Annotated in this window: 14 protein-coding genes and 1 tRNA gene; 13 read left to right on the top strand and 2 right to left on the bottom strand. The window is 61.1% G+C overall.

From position 1 onward, the window contains the following. Positions 1-68: 68 nt before the first annotated feature. From J2D73_RS06385 to J2D73_RS06375, 3 genes are all read left to right on the top strand, one after another. Positions 69-995 carry a malonate decarboxylase subunit epsilon gene (locus J2D73_RS06385; protein ID WP_207880504.1) on the top strand — a complete coding sequence of 309 codons (927 nt, stop codon included), beginning with the start codon at positions 69-71 and terminating at the stop codon, positions 993-995. Positions 996-2663: 1668 nt separating this feature from the next. After that, positions 2664-3140: a DUF2778 domain-containing protein gene (locus J2D73_RS06380; RefSeq protein WP_207880501.1), complete on the top strand. Its 477-nt coding sequence runs from the start codon at positions 2664-2666 to the stop codon at positions 3138-3140. A gap of 6 nt (positions 3141-3146) precedes the next feature. Next, positions 3147-3410 (top strand): hypothetical protein, encoded by a 264-nt coding sequence (locus J2D73_RS06375; protein ID WP_207880498.1) that lies wholly within the window; start codon positions 3147-3149, stop codon positions 3408-3410. A 462-nt stretch (positions 3411-3872) separates the two neighbouring features. Here the strand turns inward: J2D73_RS06375 and J2D73_RS06370 are convergent. Further along, a tRNA-Arg gene (locus tag J2D73_RS06370) sits at positions 3873-3949 on the bottom strand. Positions 3950-4053: 104 nt separating this feature from the next. Next, a complete protein-coding gene (locus J2D73_RS06365; RefSeq protein WP_341535035.1) occupies positions 4054-5139 on the bottom strand; it encodes an alpha/beta fold hydrolase in 1086 nt (361 codons plus the stop codon). A 66-nt stretch (positions 5140-5205) separates the two neighbouring features. Between J2D73_RS06365 and J2D73_RS06360 the strand changes: the two genes are divergently transcribed. The 10 genes from J2D73_RS06360 (at position 5206) to J2D73_RS06315 (ending at position 17817) form a co-directional block, all read left to right on the top strand. Continuing rightward, positions 5206-5421 carry a zinc-finger domain-containing protein gene (locus tag J2D73_RS06360; protein WP_026396494.1) on the top strand — a complete coding sequence of 72 codons (216 nt, stop codon included), beginning with the start codon at positions 5206-5208 and terminating at the stop codon, positions 5419-5421. A 51-nt stretch (positions 5422-5472) separates the two neighbouring features. Continuing rightward, positions 5473-8232 (top strand): DNA polymerase I, encoded by a 2760-nt coding sequence (gene polA / locus J2D73_RS06355; protein WP_207880492.1) that lies wholly within the window; start codon positions 5473-5475, stop codon positions 8230-8232. After that, complete coding sequence (locus J2D73_RS06350; protein WP_207880491.1) at positions 8232-8867, top strand: SCO family protein; 636 nt, start codon at positions 8232-8234, stop codon at positions 8865-8867. Before polA ends, J2D73_RS06350 begins: the two co-directional genes overlap by 1 nt. Beyond that, positions 8868-10565, top strand: coding sequence for an ABC transporter substrate-binding protein (locus J2D73_RS06345; RefSeq protein ID WP_207880490.1), 1698 nt, complete (start codon positions 8868-8870; stop codon positions 10563-10565). It abuts the gene before it with no gap. Positions 10566-10576: 11 nt separating this feature from the next. Continuing rightward, entirely contained in the window at positions 10577-11608 is a 1032-nt protein-coding gene (locus J2D73_RS06340) for an ABC transporter permease (protein WP_207880489.1), read from the top strand. Further along, entirely contained in the window at positions 11608-12582 is a 975-nt protein-coding gene (locus J2D73_RS06335) for an ABC transporter permease (protein WP_207880488.1), read from the top strand. Before J2D73_RS06340 ends, J2D73_RS06335 begins: the two co-directional genes overlap by 1 nt. Further along, positions 12572-13582: an ABC transporter ATP-binding protein gene (locus J2D73_RS06330; protein WP_207880487.1), complete on the top strand. Its 1011-nt coding sequence runs from the start codon at positions 12572-12574 to the stop codon at positions 13580-13582. The genes J2D73_RS06335 and J2D73_RS06330 overlap by 11 nt, the downstream gene beginning before the upstream one ends. Next, positions 13579-14559: an ABC transporter ATP-binding protein gene (locus tag J2D73_RS06325; protein ID WP_207880485.1), complete on the top strand. Its 981-nt coding sequence runs from the start codon at positions 13579-13581 to the stop codon at positions 14557-14559. Before J2D73_RS06330 ends, J2D73_RS06325 begins: the two co-directional genes overlap by 4 nt. Positions 14560-14624: 65 nt before the next feature. Further along, entirely contained in the window at positions 14625-15158 is a 534-nt protein-coding gene (locus J2D73_RS06320; RefSeq protein ID WP_207880483.1) for a CinA family protein, read from the top strand. A gap of 322 nt (positions 15159-15480) precedes the next feature. Further along, on the top strand, positions 15481-17817 hold the full coding sequence (locus J2D73_RS06315; protein WP_207880480.1) for a TonB-dependent receptor: 2337 nt from the start codon (positions 15481-15483) through the stop codon (positions 17815-17817). The last annotated feature ends 371 nt before the right edge of the window (positions 17818-18188 follow it).

Raw genomic sequence — 18188 nt, 5'->3', positions numbered from 1 at the left:
GACGACGAGGCGTCCATGTCCGATCCGTCGCCGCCAGCTTCGGCAGCACACCGGGAGGACGCCGGATCTTGACTATCGTCGCCATACTTTGTTCCGGGCAGGGAACGCAGCATCGAGAGATGTTTTCGCTTGTCGAGAGCGATCCCTCCGCGGAACCCGTGTTTCAGGCCGCCAGGACAGTTCTTGGCTCTGACCCCCGCACCTTCGTTCGCACTGCCCCAATGGAGCAACTGTTCTCCAACCGAACGGGGCAGATTCTATGCTGCACAATGGGTTTGGCCGCATACGCGGCTCTCGGACCACTCGACGCGCGCATCGTCTGCGCAGGATATAGCGTAGGCGAACTCGCCGCCTGGGGCGTCTCCGGGTGCCTGAAGCCCGAACAGGTTCTCAAACTGGCCGTCACACGGGCCGATTTGATGGACGCCGCCAGCCCCCATGACGTGGGACTGGCGGGAATTGTCGGTCTTCAACCCGACCGACTGGAACGCATTCTTGCCCAGACGGGACTTTTCATCGCCATAAAAAGCGCCGCCGACAACGTAGTGATCGGCGGCCCTGTTTCTGAGTTGGACGCCGCGCTGGCTCTGGCCATGCAGCAAGGCGCGTCGGTAGCCCGCCGGCTGCGGGTCTCGATCCCATCGCACACACCATTGCTGCGGAACGCCGTCCAGCCGCTGAAGCAAGCCATAATGGAATTGCAACCGAAAGCGCCACGCACAGGCTTACGATTGCTGAGCGGCCTCGACGGGGAACCTATCCTGCGCCCGACGGACGGTAGCGAACGGCTCGCCCGACAAGTGGCCGAGACAGTCAGGTGGGACGCCTGCCTGCAAGGATGCCGCGAGTCCGACGCGCAGGTGATTCTTGAACTCGGCCCCGGATCGGCTTTGACACGTATGGCGCGGACCGCCCTGCCCGACATTCCCGCGCGCAGCATTGATGACTTTCATGGCATGGAAGGCGTGCGCCAGTGGCTGCTCCGTACGTCTTAAGAACCAGACGTTGCGACAGCGGACGCCTTTTAAACGCCTGCCACAGCGAAGCCTTGCGTCGTCAATCCGCGACCACGCCGCGAACAACAGCTCCCTCATTGATCTAGATCATTTTAGCCCGTCAGCGAACGCGGCAGAGAGAGTGATGGCGGGCGGCGCTGTTATCCGGGCGAACAGTTTGCGCCGCCCGCCACACGGATTTTCCTGGGCCAATCAGACCTATGGTCCGCATCACGACGTCGGTGTGGCACATCGAGGCTGACGCCTGAGTCGTAGAGACGCTTTTGCGTGTTCCATGAAAAAGTCTCATCCGCAATTTCGATCGGCCGGCGATTTTTCACGATGATTACCGATATATTGTCGGGCTCGAAACCCACGGACCGAATAGTCTCGCCGTATGCCGAGGCTGCATCTCGCTCCCATGTGGATATTTCCGAACCCATTGAGGGCAACCTTGGCATGGGTGCAAGGGTATGTTCGAGCCACAGATGAACGCCCCACAGCGCCGGATGCCCCCAACCTGCGACATGCTTTCGAATTGGGATTTTTGGCGCTTCCCGGAGACGAACCTCCCAGTGGACCGCCCGACATTCGCGAAGCCTGGCTGATTGGAGAGAGAGCACGGGAATGGGATGACCGGCATTACTGGTGATGATGTCGGCGACTTCTGCCGATGGCAGCTATCTGATTCCGAAAACCCTCCGCCCGCCGCTTCATGCCCGCCTTACCGTTTCTCATCGTGACACAGCATCCTGCATCGGGGCCAGCCGATGAGAATGGCGAAAAGCGGGCATGGCACAATTACAAAGAATATCGAGATACCCTTACGCTCGCTGCCAAATTTAACCTTAATAAAGTCACCCGATCCTGAAAATACTCTTAATTCGACCGAGGAAGCCGCCGCGTCCCTTGGCTTCCTCGCCGAATTAATTACGAAACTCTCTGACTTATTCTGTAAGTTCTTCGCCTGTCACGTTGTATCTCACGTCAATAGCGTCTCGCCATTCGGGGGACGCATTCCACCTGTTGAGGTAATCTGCCTTCTGCTCATCGGTCAGATTTCGCCAGAACGGCGCCCAGTCCACCATGACGGATTGCTGAAGCCCTGTCCAACCGGCTCCCAGGGGCCCATAGACGGCAACGCAACCCACGGCGGGTCATCTCGTCACTTTGTTCCATTATCACCCCACAGATACTTGCTCAGGCTTGTGGCGCCGAAATATCCATCCACGCCTCCAATCGCCGCCCCCACCCCAGCCGTTATAACAGCGCCGGGGCCTGTTTCTATGCCAACCGCAGCACCCGCCGCCTCATACCGGCGCCCATCCCCCCGCCTGCAACGTCGTCTCGCGCGCCAAGGGCCTTACCAAGTGAATATCCAATGATTCCTGAGTGGCTTTCGTCAGGTCGTATGCCGACACGAAGACCCCAATATTTCGACGTCTTGCAGTAGCCTCATAGTCGAAAATGACGAAAAACTCTTCACTGCTGACGCGGGAACCCCGGGACTAAACACAGTTGCCAAGGCGTATCTGCCGTTCGTTCCTTGGCCCCTCGCGACTGAGGATTCCATTCGAGGCAAGCTTACCACGCGGAGGCACGGATAACGTTGACGCCGGATATCCTGTGCATTTAATCGAATAGGATTATTTTTGATACGGAATTACCATGCCGGAATTGGCGCAATGCACGTTTTCACTGAACAGCAAGCCCATAAGCGCGCTGGTGTGCGACGGCGTTTCCTACCCGGCGTTTTCTGGCCGCAAGGGCTGGATCAACGACCCCAAAAACGTTTCCCTGGCGGAGCGTGGCGCGCTGCCCCCAGGGCGATATTACATCATCGACCGACAGTCCGGCGGACGACTCGGATGGCTGTGGGATTTCCTGCACAATGCGTCCAACACCAGCGACAATGCGCTTTGGTTCGCGCTCTATGCGGACGATGGGAAGATTGACGACTGGACCTTTATTCAAGGCGTGAAGCGTGGCAATTTCCGACTGCATCCGGTCGGGACACTCGGCTATAGCGACGGCTGCATCACTCTCTCCGATCCGGGACGCTTCACGATGCTGCGGACGCGATTGCTGGCCTCACCCCCCCGCATACGCGCCCGGAACGAGCCTCCGGTATTACGGGACGGTTGACGTAAAATGATTCGCCGCCTCGCGCTCATCGCCCTGTTTATCGTCGTGTTCCTGGCGCTCGATCGTCTGCTGCTCACAAACTGGACCATAGGCGCGTATCTGACAGAGCTTGGCTATTCGGCCCCGATGGAATGGCTCCAGCACCAGCTTGGCTTGAGCGGCGCTGATGATCGTCACCAGTTCATGACCGGCCTATGCGATATCGTGTCAGTCTTGGTCGCCATTGGCGCAGTAGTGTTGGCCTCGCGCCACAGTCGTCGCCGGGTGTAATCTCAGGTGCCCGGAAGCCTTTTTTACCACGTCACCCTCGTCGCCCTGTTTTATCGTCGTGTTTCTGGCGCTCGATCGTCTGTTGCCACGAACTGGACCACAGGAGCGTAAGCGCGACGACGAAGGAACCGATTACATCGAATACAACAGCCGAGAGTTCACCTGCGAGGACGCCGAGAGGGTCGTGAACAGTCTCAGGGGATCGGGATGGAAGATCGTGAGGTGCGGGGATGAGTGACCGGCCCAAGAGCCGAGCGCGCAGGATTTTGGTTGGGATCGGTAAAGCCTTATCGTTCATCAATGAATGCTTGCAGTTCGCCGTCACGGTTATCGGAAGCGTCCTGCGGACCATTATCGATTGGATAACGCCATGAGTGAGGCGATTTCTTTGCTGAAGCCGAGTGTGAAACCTTCAAAGTTTAACACTTCCGACTCGTAAAAAGTGGCGGATTTCTGCCACTCTGGCGGACCCGAAAGGATTCGAACCTTCGACCTTCGCCTTCGGAGGGCGACGCTCTATCCAGCTGAGCTACGGGTCCAGCGGGTTCTCCCTACTCCAGACTTCATGCGTTTGCCAAGCCGCAAGAGGCGGCTCTGAGAGAAAAACCCGCCTCCGCCCCAATTCTGGAAGCAGCGCCCATTGTCACCGCCCCGCACTCCGCGGCGCTGCGTCGTTAAGCGTGGCCCACACGGCCGCCGCGACATCGCCTCCCGAGGGAAGCGGCGTGTCGGGCGCGTTGATCCAGCTTGCAATATCGGCCGTCACCCTGTCCCGCCTCCGATCGCGCAGCATGAGATGATGACCGCCGGGAATCAGGTCGCGCCGGACGTTCTGCGGAAGATTGCGCCAGACCTGCGCCATCGCAGCGGACGGAACAAGCTGATCCTGATCGCCGTAAACGAGCAATACGGGGCCACGCAGGTCCAGCGCCGCCCTTGCGGCGCTGGACATCAGGTCTATCAGCCCGCTCAATGCGGACAGCTTCGTCGAACGAAGGGTGAGCGGATCGAAGTAAAGCCTGCGGAGGGCGGCCATATTGTCGCTGGCCGTGACATGCACCGGCAGTTCGCGCCCTGTCACACGACCGTCAGGGGCAAGAGCGGCGGCGATCCGCACGGGCAACGCCGCCACGCCGCCAACGGTCCACACAGCGGGAGCCAGAAGTATGGTTCCTGCGACATGTGGCGCATCGGGGGCGGTCATCGTCAGTATAGCGATCGCGCCGCCCATGCTTTCGCCCATCAAAAAGATGGGCGTGCCGGGGTATGCTTTGGCCAACAGAGCCAGTTCCTCTCGCACATCCCTCACCATGCGGGCGGCGCCAACCCAGTCTCCACGACGAGGCGCTTCGCCGAAGCCGCGCTGGTCGGGGGACCAGAGAACGAGGCCCCGCTCGGCAAGCGTTGGCGCAGCGAACTCCCATGCGTCGCGGCTGTCGTCGAATCCATGCAGTGCGAGAATCGCAGCCCGTGGCCGAGCGGTCGACGTTCCCCAGGTCCGAACAGGAATCTGCGCGCCGTCAGAAAGCTTCAGATTAAAATCGGGCGGAACCCGCCGCGCATCCTCTGCGTAACGCGCAGGAACATGGACCACCGGATCGGCGCTGCATGCGACCGCCAGCGAAGCAACAAGCATGGCGCCGCCCAGAGCCAGACGCCTGTGGAATGCGCCGCACCCGCGAAACGCGGACACAAGGGCGTGCATATGGTTTGAAGTCACGGCGTTCACGCGTATCATTGCCTCGCTTCAAAGGCCAACCGACTTTCCGGTGGGCACGCAGGACAGGACAACCCGATGCTGATCCAGCCTACGAACCCCACGCCGCGCCCGCGCCTCGGCCATGTCGAGACGGTGATCGTCCATACGCGCAAGATTTCCTGCGATGGCGGGCTGGCCGCTCTGGGACATCCCAAGGTCTGGCTGAAGATCGGCGGGCACCAGACTTTCTGCCCTTATTGCTCGCGCCTGTTCGTGCTCGACCCCGCAGCGGGGCATGACGACGCCCACTGAGCCGCACGCGCGGTCTATGAAGATGCGCGCGAACGTGCGATTTCGGCGTTCATGAGCACTCCGACACCGCCGCACCTCGTCCTCATTGACGGCAGCGGCTTCATTTTCCGCGCCTTTCATGCCCTTCCGCCGATGAGCAGCCCGGACGGCGTCCCGGTGAACGCCGTGTTCGGGTTCTGCAACATGCTGACCCGGTTGATGCGCGAGCATGTCGGAACCCATCTGGCCGTCGTTTTCGACACCAGTCGCCAGACATTCCGCTCTGACATCTACCCCCAGTACAAAGCCCACCGTCCCGATCCGCCGGAAGATCTGATTCCCCAGTTCTCGCTGATACGCGAGGCCACCGCCGCTTTCGGCGTGCCTGGCGTGGAGCTTGCCGGTTACGAAGCGGACGATCTGATAGCGGCGTATGCGCGTACGGTGGCGGAAGCGGGCGGCCAGTGCACGATCGTCTCGTCCGACAAGGACCTGATGCAATTACTCGGCCCCAATGTCGACATGCTCGACCCCATCAAGCAGAAGCCCATCGGCCCCACGGAAGTCGAAGCCAAGTTCGGCGTCGGCCCGGACAAGGTGGCCGAGGTGCAGGCCCTGATGGGCGACCCCACCGACAACGTGCCCGGCGTGCCCGGGATCGGCCCCAAAACGGCGTCGGCTCTGATCAACGAATTCGGCACGCTTGAAGCGGTGCTGGAAGCCGCCCCCACAATGAAGGCGTCGAAGCGCCGCGATTCTCTGATCGAGCACGCCGAAGCCGCCCGGATCTCACTGAAACTCGTCACACTGGACGCGCACGCGCCCCTGCCCCTGCCCGTCGATGAACTGGGGCTACGCGACCCTGACCTCGCCGTTCTCGGCGACTGGCTGGATCGCATGGGGTTCCGTTCCGTGCGCCACCGTTTTGGACTGGGAGAGAGCGCATCGCCCCGCCCGGCGAGACAGAACGTGAGCGCCGCGCGAGAGCCGACCCCGGCTCCGGACGCGGCGCCTTATAACGAATACGATACGGTGACCGACGCGGGGGTTCTCGCCACGTGGGTCGCGGACGCTCGCACGGCTGGCGTCTGCGCGCTCGACACCGAAACCGACGGCCTCGATCCTCTGCAGGCCCGCATGGTCGGTTTTTCTCTGGCGACCGCTCCGGGCCACGCCTGTTACGTGCCATTGTTGCACGAGGGCACGCTGGACCAGCCGACAGGGGAGCAACTCGATACTGCGACGGCGGTTGAAATCCTCGCGCCGCTTCTGACAGACCCCGGTGTTCTGAAGGTTTTTCACAACGCCAAATTCGACCTTCTGATACTCGCACGCGCCGAGGCCGCCGACATCGCCCCGATCGACGACACGATGCTGATCTCCTACGCGCAGTCCGCCGGTCTGCATGGTCAAGGGATGGACGAGCTTGCGAAGCTCCATCTGGGCCACACGCCCATTTCCTATGACGAAGTCACCGGGACCGGGCGCAACCGCGTTCCCTTCCATCAGGTTCCGGTAAAGCGGGCTACGGAATACGCGGCGGAAGACGCAGACGTCACGCTTCGCCTTTGGCTTGCGCTGCGCCCGACGCTGCGGACCAATCAGGCGCTGGCTCTTTACGAACAGCTTGAACGTCCCCTGATCGGCGTGCTGGCCGATATGGAAAAGGCCGGGGTCAAGGTCGACGCGCCCCAGCTGCGCCGTTTGTCCGAGGACTTCGCCGCACGCATGACGGAGATGGAGGGGCAGATCTGCGCGCTGGCCGGGCGCCCGTTCAATGTTGGTTCGCCGAAACAGCTTGGCGAAATTCTGTTCGACGAAATGGGACTGCCGGGCGGCAAACGCGGCAAGGCAGGCGCATGGAGTACGGACTCCTCCGTCCTGCAGGATCTCGCAGATCAGGGGCTTGAACTTCCGGAGCGGATTCTCGCCTGGCGGCAACTCGCGAAACTGAAAAGCACCTACACCGATGCGCTGGTGCAGGAAATGGACCAGTCGACCGCACGCGTGCACACGTCGTTCCAGATGGCGATCACGACGACGGGGCGTCTCTCTTCCAACGACCCCAATCTCCAGAACATTCCCATCCGCACGGAAGAAGGCGCGCGCATCAGACACTGCTTCATCGCGCCTCCGGGAAAAGCCCTGATCTCAGCAGACTACTCCCAGATCGAACTCCGCCTTCTGGCCAGCGTCGCGGACGTACCCACCCTGCTTGAGGCCTTCGAACTCGGTCAGGACATCCACGCCCGCACGGCGTCGGAAGTATTCGGGACGCCCATCGAGGGCATGGACCCGCTGACGCGGCGACGTGCAAAGGCGATCAATTTCGGCATCATTTACGGCATTTCCGCCTTCGGGCTGGCCAAGCAACTTGGCATCTCGCCCGGAGAGGCTCGAGCGTATATCGACGCCTACTTCGCCCGCTACCCCGGCATTCGCGATTATATGGAAGGACGGCGCGCCGAAGCGAAAGAGCACGGCTACGTGCTGACGCCGTTCGGGCGTCGATGCTACGTCCCCGGCATTAACGAGAAGAACGCAGCCCGACGGAACTACGCCGAACGGCAGGCCATCAACGCGCCGCTGCAAGGCGGGGCCGCGGACATCATCAAGCGCGCCATGGTACGTCTGCCTTCGGCGCTGGCTGACGCAAGCCTTCCGGCTACGATGCTGCTGCAGGTGCATGACGAACTGCTGTTCGAGGTGGAGGCGGACGCCGCGAAGGAAACGGCGGCGCTTGTGAAGACGGTGATGGAAACCGCGGCGACGCTCAAGGCGCCGCTTGTGGTCGAGACTGGAATTGGCGCGAACTGGGCGGAGGCGCATTGATGGCTGGCGGCAAGCTTGCAACGGGCAAGCGTTATGATCGTAAAATGCTGACGGTGCTGGCGGCGTCGGCGCTTCTTGCCGTTGGCGTCGGATACGGGGCGTATCGTCTTTCCGATTCAATGGGCCCCTTGGTGGACAGCGAGGGCAACGAGGTCGGCGGCGCGTTCCGGTTGATGGATTCCTCCGACGGAACGATGACCGCCAACGATTTTCGCGGGCGCTGGATGTTGATGATGTTCGGCGCCATCCATTGCGCCGACAACGCCTGTACTAAAACCCTTACGAATCTGACCGGCGCGCTGAAACAGGTCGATCCGGACGGAAAGCATGTCGCGGCGTTGTTTATCAGCCTCGACCCGCAGCGCGATCTTTCAGAGCAATTGCGGCGTTACGCCACGCAGTTCGGCTCAAGAATCGTCGCCGGAACGGGTTCGCCCGCGACACTCGACGCAGTGACGAAGGAATATCACGCGCCCATCGAAAAACAGCCCGATCCTGAATGGGGTTATGCTTACGTGATGTCCCCCCGTATCGTCGTCATGGACCCGAACGGACGCTACGCTGGAACGATTGAATCCGCCGCGAACGAGGACGAGATGAAGCAGCGCCTTGGCGCGCTTCTCGAAAAACACTAAATGCGCCTCAAATCTTTTCTGATCTTTGGCGGGGCATGCGCGTTGTTCGCAACCGCTTCGACGACGGCGTTCGCCGAAGCGCCCGCGCCGGGCGCGCCCGCAAGCCCCCATGTCGGCGGCACGCTGCGTCTTGCTGGACAGGGAATGCTGGGCACCATGGACCCGCAGGTCAGCTACCTGCACATCGCCTATCAGGTGCTGAACGTGGTCTATGATGGGCTAACCACATTCTCCAAATCTCCCGGCCCGCTCACGCGACAGGCCATTCCTGATCTGGCGGAGTCCCTGCCGCCGCCGGAAGACGGTGGTCTTACTTACAGATTTCATCTGCGGCACGGCTTACATTTCTCCAACGGCAAGGAAGTGACGCCCGATGACGTCGCCGCCTCCATGCGCCGCATCTTCAAGGTCAACAGCCCCACCGCCGGTCCCTATTACAGCCACATCGTCGGCGGCGCCGCGTGCCTGCACTATCCCGACCACTGCACCCTCGCAGGCGGCGTCGAACCTGACGATCAAAACTGGACAGTCACGTTCCACCTGACGCATCCGGATTCCGAATTCTTCGATCGGCTGGCGTTCCTGCATGCGGCGATCCTGCCTGCCGACGCGCCGACTCACGACGTGGGCAATGACGCAGCGCCGGGCACCGGCCCCTACCGGATCGTCTCCTACGACCCAAACACGGGCCTGCGCATGGAGCGCAACCCGTATTTCAGACAGTGGGACGCCGAGGCCCAGCCCGCCGGATACCCCGACGCAATCACCTATACGTTCGGGATGGATCCGGAAGCGTCCGTAACGGCCATTGAAAACGGCCAATACGACTGGATGGCCGAAAACGCGCCGTTGGACCGGCTTGGCGAAATCGGGTCGCGCTACGCGGACCGTGTACGGCTGATCGACTTCCTCAATCTCTATTACGCAGCGCTCAACGTTAACATTCCCCCGTTCAACGACCTGCGCGTGCGACAGGCCTTCAACTACGCGATCAACCGAAAGGCAATGGTGATTCACGCGGGCGGTCCGGCGGTGTCCATTCCGTCGTGCCAGCTACTCCCGGTCGGTTCCCCCGGGTTTGAACCCAGTTGCGCCTACACCAAGGGCGCATCGCCCGAACACCCGGCGCAGGAATGGCGTGCGCCGGACATGGAACGCGCGCGGCAGCTCATCAAGGAAGCGGGCGTCAGCGGTCAGCGCGTCGGCATCGTCTCGCCCTCCACGCCAGGTTATGTCGCCATGGCGAACGAACTGCGCAGCACGCTGGCGGATCTTGGCTTCGTCGTCTCTGTCCGGGCGATCACGCAGGCGGTGCAGTTCACCTACATCCAGAACAGCGATAATCGCGTTCAGGTCGGGCTGACCGGCTGGAACGCCGACTACCCGGCCGCCTCCAGCTATCTTCAGGCCCTGCTGTCATGCGGAACGTTCACGCCGCATTCCGACAACTCCATCAATATCTCCGGCTTTTGCGATCACGGCGTCGATGCGATCATGGACCGGGCCGCCAGCGTCTCCGTCACCGACCAGAAGGCCGGAGACGCGCTCTGGGCGGAGGCGTCCCGCGCGATCATGGCGCAGGCCCCGGTCGTGCCCCTCAATCAGGTCCGTTGGGTCACTTTGCTTTCAGCCCGCGTGCACGGTGAAATCCGGGCTCCGATCTATGAAGTCGTCTTTTCGAAATTCCAGTTGCGCTAGGGAAAGGCCTTATGGAGACACAGACGGCCGCCTCGGCCCCCTCCCCTTCACGCGCTTCGGTTCCCGGTCCGTGGCGCATGGCCGGACGCTCGCTGACTGCCAACCGGTCAGCGATGACGGCGCTTGCAGCGCTCATGCTCGTGACCTTCGCCTGCCTGCTGGCGCCGTTTTACGCTGGCGATGTGGCGCGAACTGATCCGTTCACCTCCAACGTGGCTGGATCGTTCATGCTGGGCGGTCAGGAAGTCGACATCATGCAGCCCAACGACAATCCGCTGCATCTGGGCCTGAGCCCGGTCGGGCCGACGTGGAATCCGTCGGCCTACATGCTCGGCGCGGACAGTCAGGGACGCGACGTCGCCGCGCGATTGCTTTACGGTGGACGTAACTCGCTGCTGATCTCTTTCTCGGCAGCTCTTGTGTGCATCGCAATAGCGACGGTCGTCGGCGTTTCCGCCGGTTTTTTCGGCGGGTTCGTCGACACCGCCCTGTCCCGGCTGATGGACATCATGTGGGCTGTGCCGGTCTATCTGTTCGCCATATCGCTCTCCATCGTGACGATCAGCCAGGGCCTAAAGATCGGTCCCTTCACCATCGAAAGCGACAACCTGCTGATCCCGATCTTCATCATCGCGCTGGTCTATGTGCCCTACGCCGCGCGTCCCATCCGCGGGCGCGTCATGGCTTTGCGCAACGCCGAATTCGTGATGGCGGCGCGCAGCCTCGGTGTCCCGCAGCACCGCATCCTGCTGCGCGACATCGTGCCGAACGTCTCGACCACGCTCGTCGTGCTCACGCCGCTGCTGACGGCGCTGGCGCTGCTTGCTGAATCGGCTCTGTCGTTCCTTTCCATCGGCGTGCAGGCCCCGGCAGCCTCCTGGGGCACGATCATTCAAGACGGCGAAGGCCTGATCTACACGCGCCCGATGGTGGCGATCGCGCCGGGTCTGGCCATCGTCATCGTGGTGCTGGCGCTCAACATCCTTGGCGACGGCCTGCGTGATGCGCTGGACGTGCGCGAAACCAGCCGCAGGGGGGCATAATGGCCGCAGCTCTCCTCCGCCGACTGGGACAGACGCTGTTCGTCCTGTTCGGCATCTCCGTCCTTGTCTTCCTGGTGTTCTTTGCGACGCCCGGCGCCGATCCGACAGCGCGTATCGCTGGCAAGAACGCGTCGCCTGAAACAATGGCCAAGGTCCGGCATGAATACGGCTTCGACCGTCCTCTACCGGTCCAGTACGCGACGATGATGAAGAAGCTGTTCATCACTCGCGACCTCGCCTCCTACGTCGATCGCGGCGAACTGGTGGTGCCGGAGATCATCGAAGCGGCGCCCGTGACCCTGTCTCTCGCGACCGGCGGAGCCGTCATCTGGGTGCTGGCCTCGGTGACCATGGGCACGCTGGCGGCCGCATTCCGCGGAACGTGGATTGATCGGGGCCTGATGATCGCGGGGCTGATCGGTATTTCAATTCCGGTATTCTGGCTCGGGCAGGTCGCCAACCTGATCACCCAGGCCCGTTATCATGACAGCTGGCTGTTCTCGTGGGTTCCGGGCCTGGGCTACGTGCCGTTCACCGAGAGCCCGGTCGGCTGGTTCAAAGTCCTGATTATCCCGTGGATCGTGCTCGCTGTATTGTTCATCGGCATTTACGGACGCGTGCTGCGCGCCGATCTCGTCGCGGTGTCGGGCGAGGATTTCATGCGCACCGCTCGCGCCAAAGGACTTTCGCCTGCGCGGGTGCTGCTGCGGCACGGCCTGCGCACGTCGATGATCACCTTCGTCTCGCTGTTTGGCCTGGACTTCGCGCAGTTGATCGGCGGCGGCGCGCTGCTGACCGAAGTCGTGTTCGGGCTTCAGGGTGTCGGGCGCCTGACCTATCAGGCGCTGTCGAACCTCGACCTGCCGCTGATCATGGCGAGCGTCATGTATTCCGCCGTCTTCGTCGTACTGGCCAACGCCGTCGTCGACGTCATCTATGTGTTTCTGGACCCGAGGGTGCGTGATGGACGCTGAGGCCCCCATTCTGGAGGTTCGCGACCTCTCCGTCAGCTTCCGCTCGCAGGGACGCGACGTTCCCATCGTCGAGAAAGTGTCGTTCGCTGTCGGCGCGCGCGAGATCCTCGGAATCGTCGGCGAGTCCGGCTCAGGCAAGAGCGTGACGGCCATGACGATCATGGGCCTGATCGACGCGCCGGGCGTGCGCGTGACAGGCTCCGCCCTGTTTCGTGGACAGGAACTGATCGGCATGCCGCAGAAGGCGTTGCGGCGTCTGCGTGGACGAGAGATCGCTATGATCTTCCAAGACCCGATGACCGCCTTTACGCCGGTCTACACGATCGGCTGGCAGATCGATGAGCAGATCAGGGCGCATGAGAAACTGGGCAAGGCGGAGGCCCGGTCGCGCACCGTGCGCCTGCTGGGCGACATGGGCGTTCCCGACCCGGAGCGCACGGCCAACCGCTATCCGCACCAGCTCTCAGGCGGCCTGCGCCAGCGCGCGATGATCGCCATGGCGCTCTCGTGCAATCCGGCGCTGCTGATCGCCGACGAGCCCACGACCGCTCTGGACGTGACCGTGCAGGCGCAGATCCTCGACCTCATCCGCACCCTACGCGCGGATTATGGATCGTCAGTGCTTCTGATCACCCACGACATGGGCGTGGTCGCAAAAACCTGTGATCGCGTCATGGTCCTGTACTCAGGCCGTATCGCCGAACGCGGTCCTTGCGACGCCATCTTCGCCCATCCCGGCCATCCCTATACGGCGGCGCTTCTGGACTCGATCCCGCCGCTGACCGGCCCACGTCCGGAGCGACTGCCGTCCATCGCTGGAGCGCCGCCTCCGCCGCTCGAACGTCCGGCGGGTTGTGCTTTCGCGCCCCGCTGCCACTTCACGCACGACACCTGCCAAGCGCTGCCGCCACTGCTGCGCTATGGACAGCAGGACATCGCCTGCGTCCTGCCGAAGGAAGGTCGCCCCATGCCGCCCCGCGTCACCGAGTACGCGCAATGAACGCGCGCCCTCTGCTGCAAGCCGAGCATCTTCACAAGGAATACAAGCTGCCTCGCGGGCAGACCCTGCGGGCGCTCGACGACGTCTCCCTTACCGTCATGCAAGGCGAGACGCTCGGACTGGTCGGGGAATCCGGGTGCGGCAAATCAACGCTGGGGCGCTGCCTGCTACGGCTCACCGACCTGTCATCGGGCGATATCGTGTTCGAGGGGCGCAACATCTCGGCCCTAAGCGAGCGGGCCCTGCGCCCGATACGCAGGCGCATGCAGATGGTGTTTCAGGACTCCTACGCCTCGCTGAATCCCCGCCGCCGCATCGGCGATCTCATCGCCGAGCCGTTGCGCGTGCACCCGGACAATGAGGGTCGGAAGCGCAGCGCCGCCGACATCACCGCGCGCCTCGACGAACTCATGTCGCTCGTCGGGCTCCCGCAATCGGCTCTGGCGCGTTATCCGCACGAGTTTTCTGGCGGCCAGAGACAGCGCATCAATATCGCACGGGCGCTGGCTCTCTCCCCGCAACTTGTTGTTGCGGACGAACCGGTTTCGGCTCTCGACGTGTCTATTCAGGCGCAGATCGTCAACCTGTTCACCGATCTGCGCGAGCGTCTGGGCCTGACCTATGTGTTCATCGCCCACGATCTTGCCGTCGTTCGACAGATCTCGACGCGCGTTGCGGTCATGTATCTCGGCGCTATCGTCGAAATCGGCGACACCGACACCGTGCTGCACAACCCGGCGCACCCTTATACCGCCGCCTTGATATCGGCCGTCCCGGAGCCGGTCATTCGTCACGATGCCCAACGCAGCCTTCTTCGCGGAGACGTGCCGAGCCCCGTATCGCCACCCTCGGGGTGCCGCTTTCACACCCGCTGCCCGCAAGCTCAGCCGCGTTGCTCCGCAGAAACGCCGGAGCTTCGTGACTTTGGCGACGCGCGGCAGGCCGCATGCCACTTTCCGCTTGGACTGTCGGCCTGACATTTTACTATCGTGCAACCCATCGCCCATGCGTGCTGGAGCACTGAACGGTGGAGAACGCGCTTATGACCAGCACGACGGAAAGCGACGCTTCTCCCTTACCCCTCACCGTTCTTGACGAAGCCGCCATGACGCTCGTTCTGCTCAAGAACAGGGGGCTTTCCGTAGTGACGGCAGAAAGCTGCACTGGAGGCCTTATTGCGGCGGCGCTGACACACCATTCGGGTTCCTCCGCGGCGGTGGAAGGCGGTTTCATCACCTATTCGAACGCCATGAAGACCGCCTGCCTCGGCGTTCCGGAAGTCATGCTTCGAAAACACGGCGCGGTCAGCGGCGAAGTCGCCGGCGCCATGGCCGCAGGCGCCCTCGCAGGAGCAAATGCCGCTGCAATCGCCGTATCCGTCACCGGAATCGCGGGCCCCAATGGCGGTAGCGTGGACAAGCCGGTTGGGCTCGTCTGGTTCGGGATCATTCGCCGTGGAGGTTCCGTTCACACGGAATCTCACCGGTTTTCCGGAGATCGCACCAGCGTGCGGAACCAGACAGTCTCACGCGCGCTGACGCTGATTCGGCGGGTTGCGGAAATCCCGTCCCCCTGAGCGGTGCGGTGCGTCAACCTATCTTTCCTCGTAATCAGCAGCCAATACACTCCTGACGCCCGCCAGCCGCGCTGCGTCGCGAGGTCGGTGTTCATCCCGCCCGGTCGTCACTTCGTTCAGAGCCCAGAGCCCAGAGCCCAGAGCCCAGAGCGACCATAGTTTGCGAAAAATTACAGATATTCATATCTCTATATAATATATAGATGTTAACAAAATAATCTCCAATACGATCATCGTAGAAACATCACGCAACAAAGGGGTTGTTATGTTATAACGTTTCACTTAATCTGCCGCCGAAATCAACGCCGTACCGGATGTCTGCATGAGCGCGCCTTACTCCACCGTTCGTCTTCCAGTTCTTGCCGCGAGCGCTCTTCTGCTCGCCTCCACGACGCTCGCACGCGCACAGACACTTTCGCCCACAACTGCCGCTACGCCTACGCACGCAACCACGAAAAACGTAACGAAAGCAGCAACCCAAACGGCAAGCGACGGCGAATCCGCATCACACTCTTCGTTCATCGACGGCCAAAGTCGCGAAATCACGCAGACGACGAGCAATACCCAGGACGCAAACGGCGAAGAGCACATCACCGTAAATGCGCATCTCGACGCGCTTCGCTCCGCCATGCAGCCTTCGACAGGCGCCACCGTCTATCGTTTCTCTCGCAAGGATATCGAGACGATTCCAGGCGGCGATAACGCGCCGCTCAACACGGTGCTTCTGCAGGCCCCCGGCGTAGCGCAGGACAGCTACGGTCAGATTCATGTCCGCGGTGATCATAACGAAGTGCAGTTCCGTCTCGACGGCGTGCAGTTGCCTGAGGGGCTGAGCGTTTTCGGCCAGAGCCTGATGACGCGTTTCGCGCATTCGATGTCGATGACCACAGGCGCCTTGCCGAGCGAATATGGTTTCCTTCAGGCTGCCGTGATCGACATTACCACCAAAAACGGCAGCGCTGATCGCGGCGGCGACGTTTCGATTTACGGCGGCGCGCGAGATTACTTCTTTCCGTCGATCCAATATGGAACACATGCTGGAAAATGGGACTTCTTCGCCACCGCCGATTATGTCCACAACCGCGTGGGAATCGAAAATCCGACACCCAAATTCAACGCGTTACATGATCTGAGCAACCAATATCATTTCCTCGGCCATCTGCGTTACACAGCGGATGAAAACACGCGGATCAGCTTTATCGCCGGCGTATCCAACGCCGAATATCAATTACCGAACAATCCCGGTCAGCAAAGGCAATTCGCCAATCCTGACTTCCTCAATAGCGCCCTGTCGCAACAGGTCTACGGCAGCGTGAACAGCGCGAGCCTCAACGAGCGGCAGAAGGAAATCACCGATTTCGGTATTCTTTCTCTCCAGAAGGAAATGGGAAAGTTCAGCCTGCAATCGTCCGTCTTCACTCGCTATAGTTCTCTTGGTTACTCCCCCGATCCGATCGGAGATCTCGTTTACAACGGCATCGCCCAACGCGCGCAGCGTTCCGTCATGTCCACTGGATCCCAAAGCGACGTCACATGGCGCGTGAACGGACAGCATACAGTTCGATTCGGATATCAGGTTTATATCGAGAGAAATTCGTCAAAAACAGATTCGACCGTCTACCCCCAGACCGGAACCGATTCAAACGGCGACGCCGTGTATAGCGGCTCGACGGTGTCGATCCACGACGGCTCCGGGCGCACCGGATGGATGTACGGGCTGTACGCGCAGGATGAATGGCGCGTGAGAAAAAATCTGACCATAAACTACGGCCTTCGCTTCGACGGCGTCGATGAATACACCCACTCGAAACAGGTTAGCCCGAGGCTGAACATTGTCTACACTCCATGGCATGGCGGCACATTCCACGCTGGATATTCGCGCTACTTCACGCCCCCGCCTTTCGAACTGGTGGGCGGAACGCAGCTCAACAAGTTCGCCAACACGTCGGCGGCGCCCGGCACCTTGCAGGACACGACCGTGAAGGCCGAACGCGATCATTACTTTGACATGGGGTTTGCTCAGGCGATTACGCCGCACTGGCACGCCTCGTTCGACGCTTATCTGAAAATCGCGAAGAACATGATCGACGAAGGTCAATTCGGTTCCCCGGTTATCCTGTCGGCTTTCAACTATCGTCGCGGACAGGTCAACGGTTACGAATTCGCTACCGATTACGAAGCCGGCCCTATCACCCTTTATGGAAACTTTGCCTGGTCGCGGGCAATCGGCAAAGATATCACAACCGCACAGTGGAATTTCGACCCCGACGATCTCGCCTATATCAAGCAGCACTGGATCCATCTCGATCACGACCAGCGCTGGACGGCGTCCGCCGGAGGCAGCTACACCGCCTTCCGCCGAACCGGACACCCGACGCAGATTTCAGCGACTATGGTGTTCGGCAGCGGACTCCGAGCGGACAGCGACATCCCTAATGGTCGGTCAGTGCCTATCTATGCGACCTTCAACATGTCTCTGGTGCAGTCTTTCCAGGATCTGTTTCGCATACCCTTCCTCAAGCGCACGCAACTCCGTCTCGACGTGATCAATCTGTTCGACAAGCGTTACGAATTGCGCGACGGCAGCGGTATCGGAGTTGGCGCACCGCAGTACGGACTTCGTCGTACAATTCTCACCGGAATATCGCAAAGATTCTGATATTTTCTCGCAGAAGACTATAGGCTACGATTACCGACAGGAGTTTTTCCTAGCTACCGCAAACCATGACGCTATCAACACTGTCATGGCTCCTAATTAGCAATGACTTCGGTTAGCGCGAGCGGAATCCAACACCACAACTGCCTCTAGCCGACGAAGATGTCATTTGTAGATCACGCCTCAATTATAGGCATGAACTGGATGATATAGCACCTCGTATCGCTAGCGAGTTCTCCAATTAGGCCGCTCTACTAATATCGTCACCTCCAGGAACCAGTGCTTTGTTCCTAAAAACGCGTCTGGTTTACGACTTTTCAGAGCCTGTTTGGAAAATCGGTCTGATGTGATTCAAGCTCTGGATGTGGACGCCA

The organism is Acetobacter sacchari (assembly GCF_017377715.1).
Taxonomy (GTDB): domain Bacteria; phylum Pseudomonadota; class Alphaproteobacteria; order Acetobacterales; family Acetobacteraceae; genus Acetobacter; species Acetobacter sacchari.
This window is presented reverse-complemented; position numbering and strand designations above follow the sequence as displayed.

Coding starts and splice junctions, on each gene's coding strand:
- J2D73_RS06380 (WP_207880501.1), top strand. CDS start 2,664: ATGCCGGAATTGGCGCAATGCACGTTTTCACTGAACAGCAAGCCCATA.
- J2D73_RS06375 (WP_207880498.1), top strand. CDS start 3,147: ATGATTCGCCGCCTCGCGCTCATCGCCCTGTTTATCGTCGTGTTCCTG.
- J2D73_RS06360 (WP_026396494.1), top strand. CDS start 5,206: ATGCTGATCCAGCCTACGAACCCCACGCCGCGCCCGCGCCTCGGCCAT.
- polA (WP_207880492.1), top strand. CDS start 5,473: ATGAGCACTCCGACACCGCCGCACCTCGTCCTCATTGACGGCAGCGGC.
- J2D73_RS06350 (WP_207880491.1), top strand. CDS start 8,232: ATGGCTGGCGGCAAGCTTGCAACGGGCAAGCGTTATGATCGTAAAATG.
- J2D73_RS06345 (WP_207880490.1), top strand. CDS start 8,868: ATGCGCCTCAAATCTTTTCTGATCTTTGGCGGGGCATGCGCGTTGTTC.
- J2D73_RS06340 (WP_207880489.1), top strand. CDS start 10,577: ATGGAGACACAGACGGCCGCCTCGGCCCCCTCCCCTTCACGCGCTTCG.
- J2D73_RS06335 (WP_207880488.1), top strand. CDS start 11,608: ATGGCCGCAGCTCTCCTCCGCCGACTGGGACAGACGCTGTTCGTCCTG.
- J2D73_RS06330 (WP_207880487.1), top strand. CDS start 12,572: ATGGACGCTGAGGCCCCCATTCTGGAGGTTCGCGACCTCTCCGTCAGC.
- J2D73_RS06325 (WP_207880485.1), top strand. CDS start 13,579: ATGAACGCGCGCCCTCTGCTGCAAGCCGAGCATCTTCACAAGGAATAC.
- J2D73_RS06320 (WP_207880483.1), top strand. CDS start 14,625: ATGACCAGCACGACGGAAAGCGACGCTTCTCCCTTACCCCTCACCGTT.
- J2D73_RS06315 (WP_207880480.1), top strand. CDS start 15,481: ATGAGCGCGCCTTACTCCACCGTTCGTCTTCCAGTTCTTGCCGCGAGC.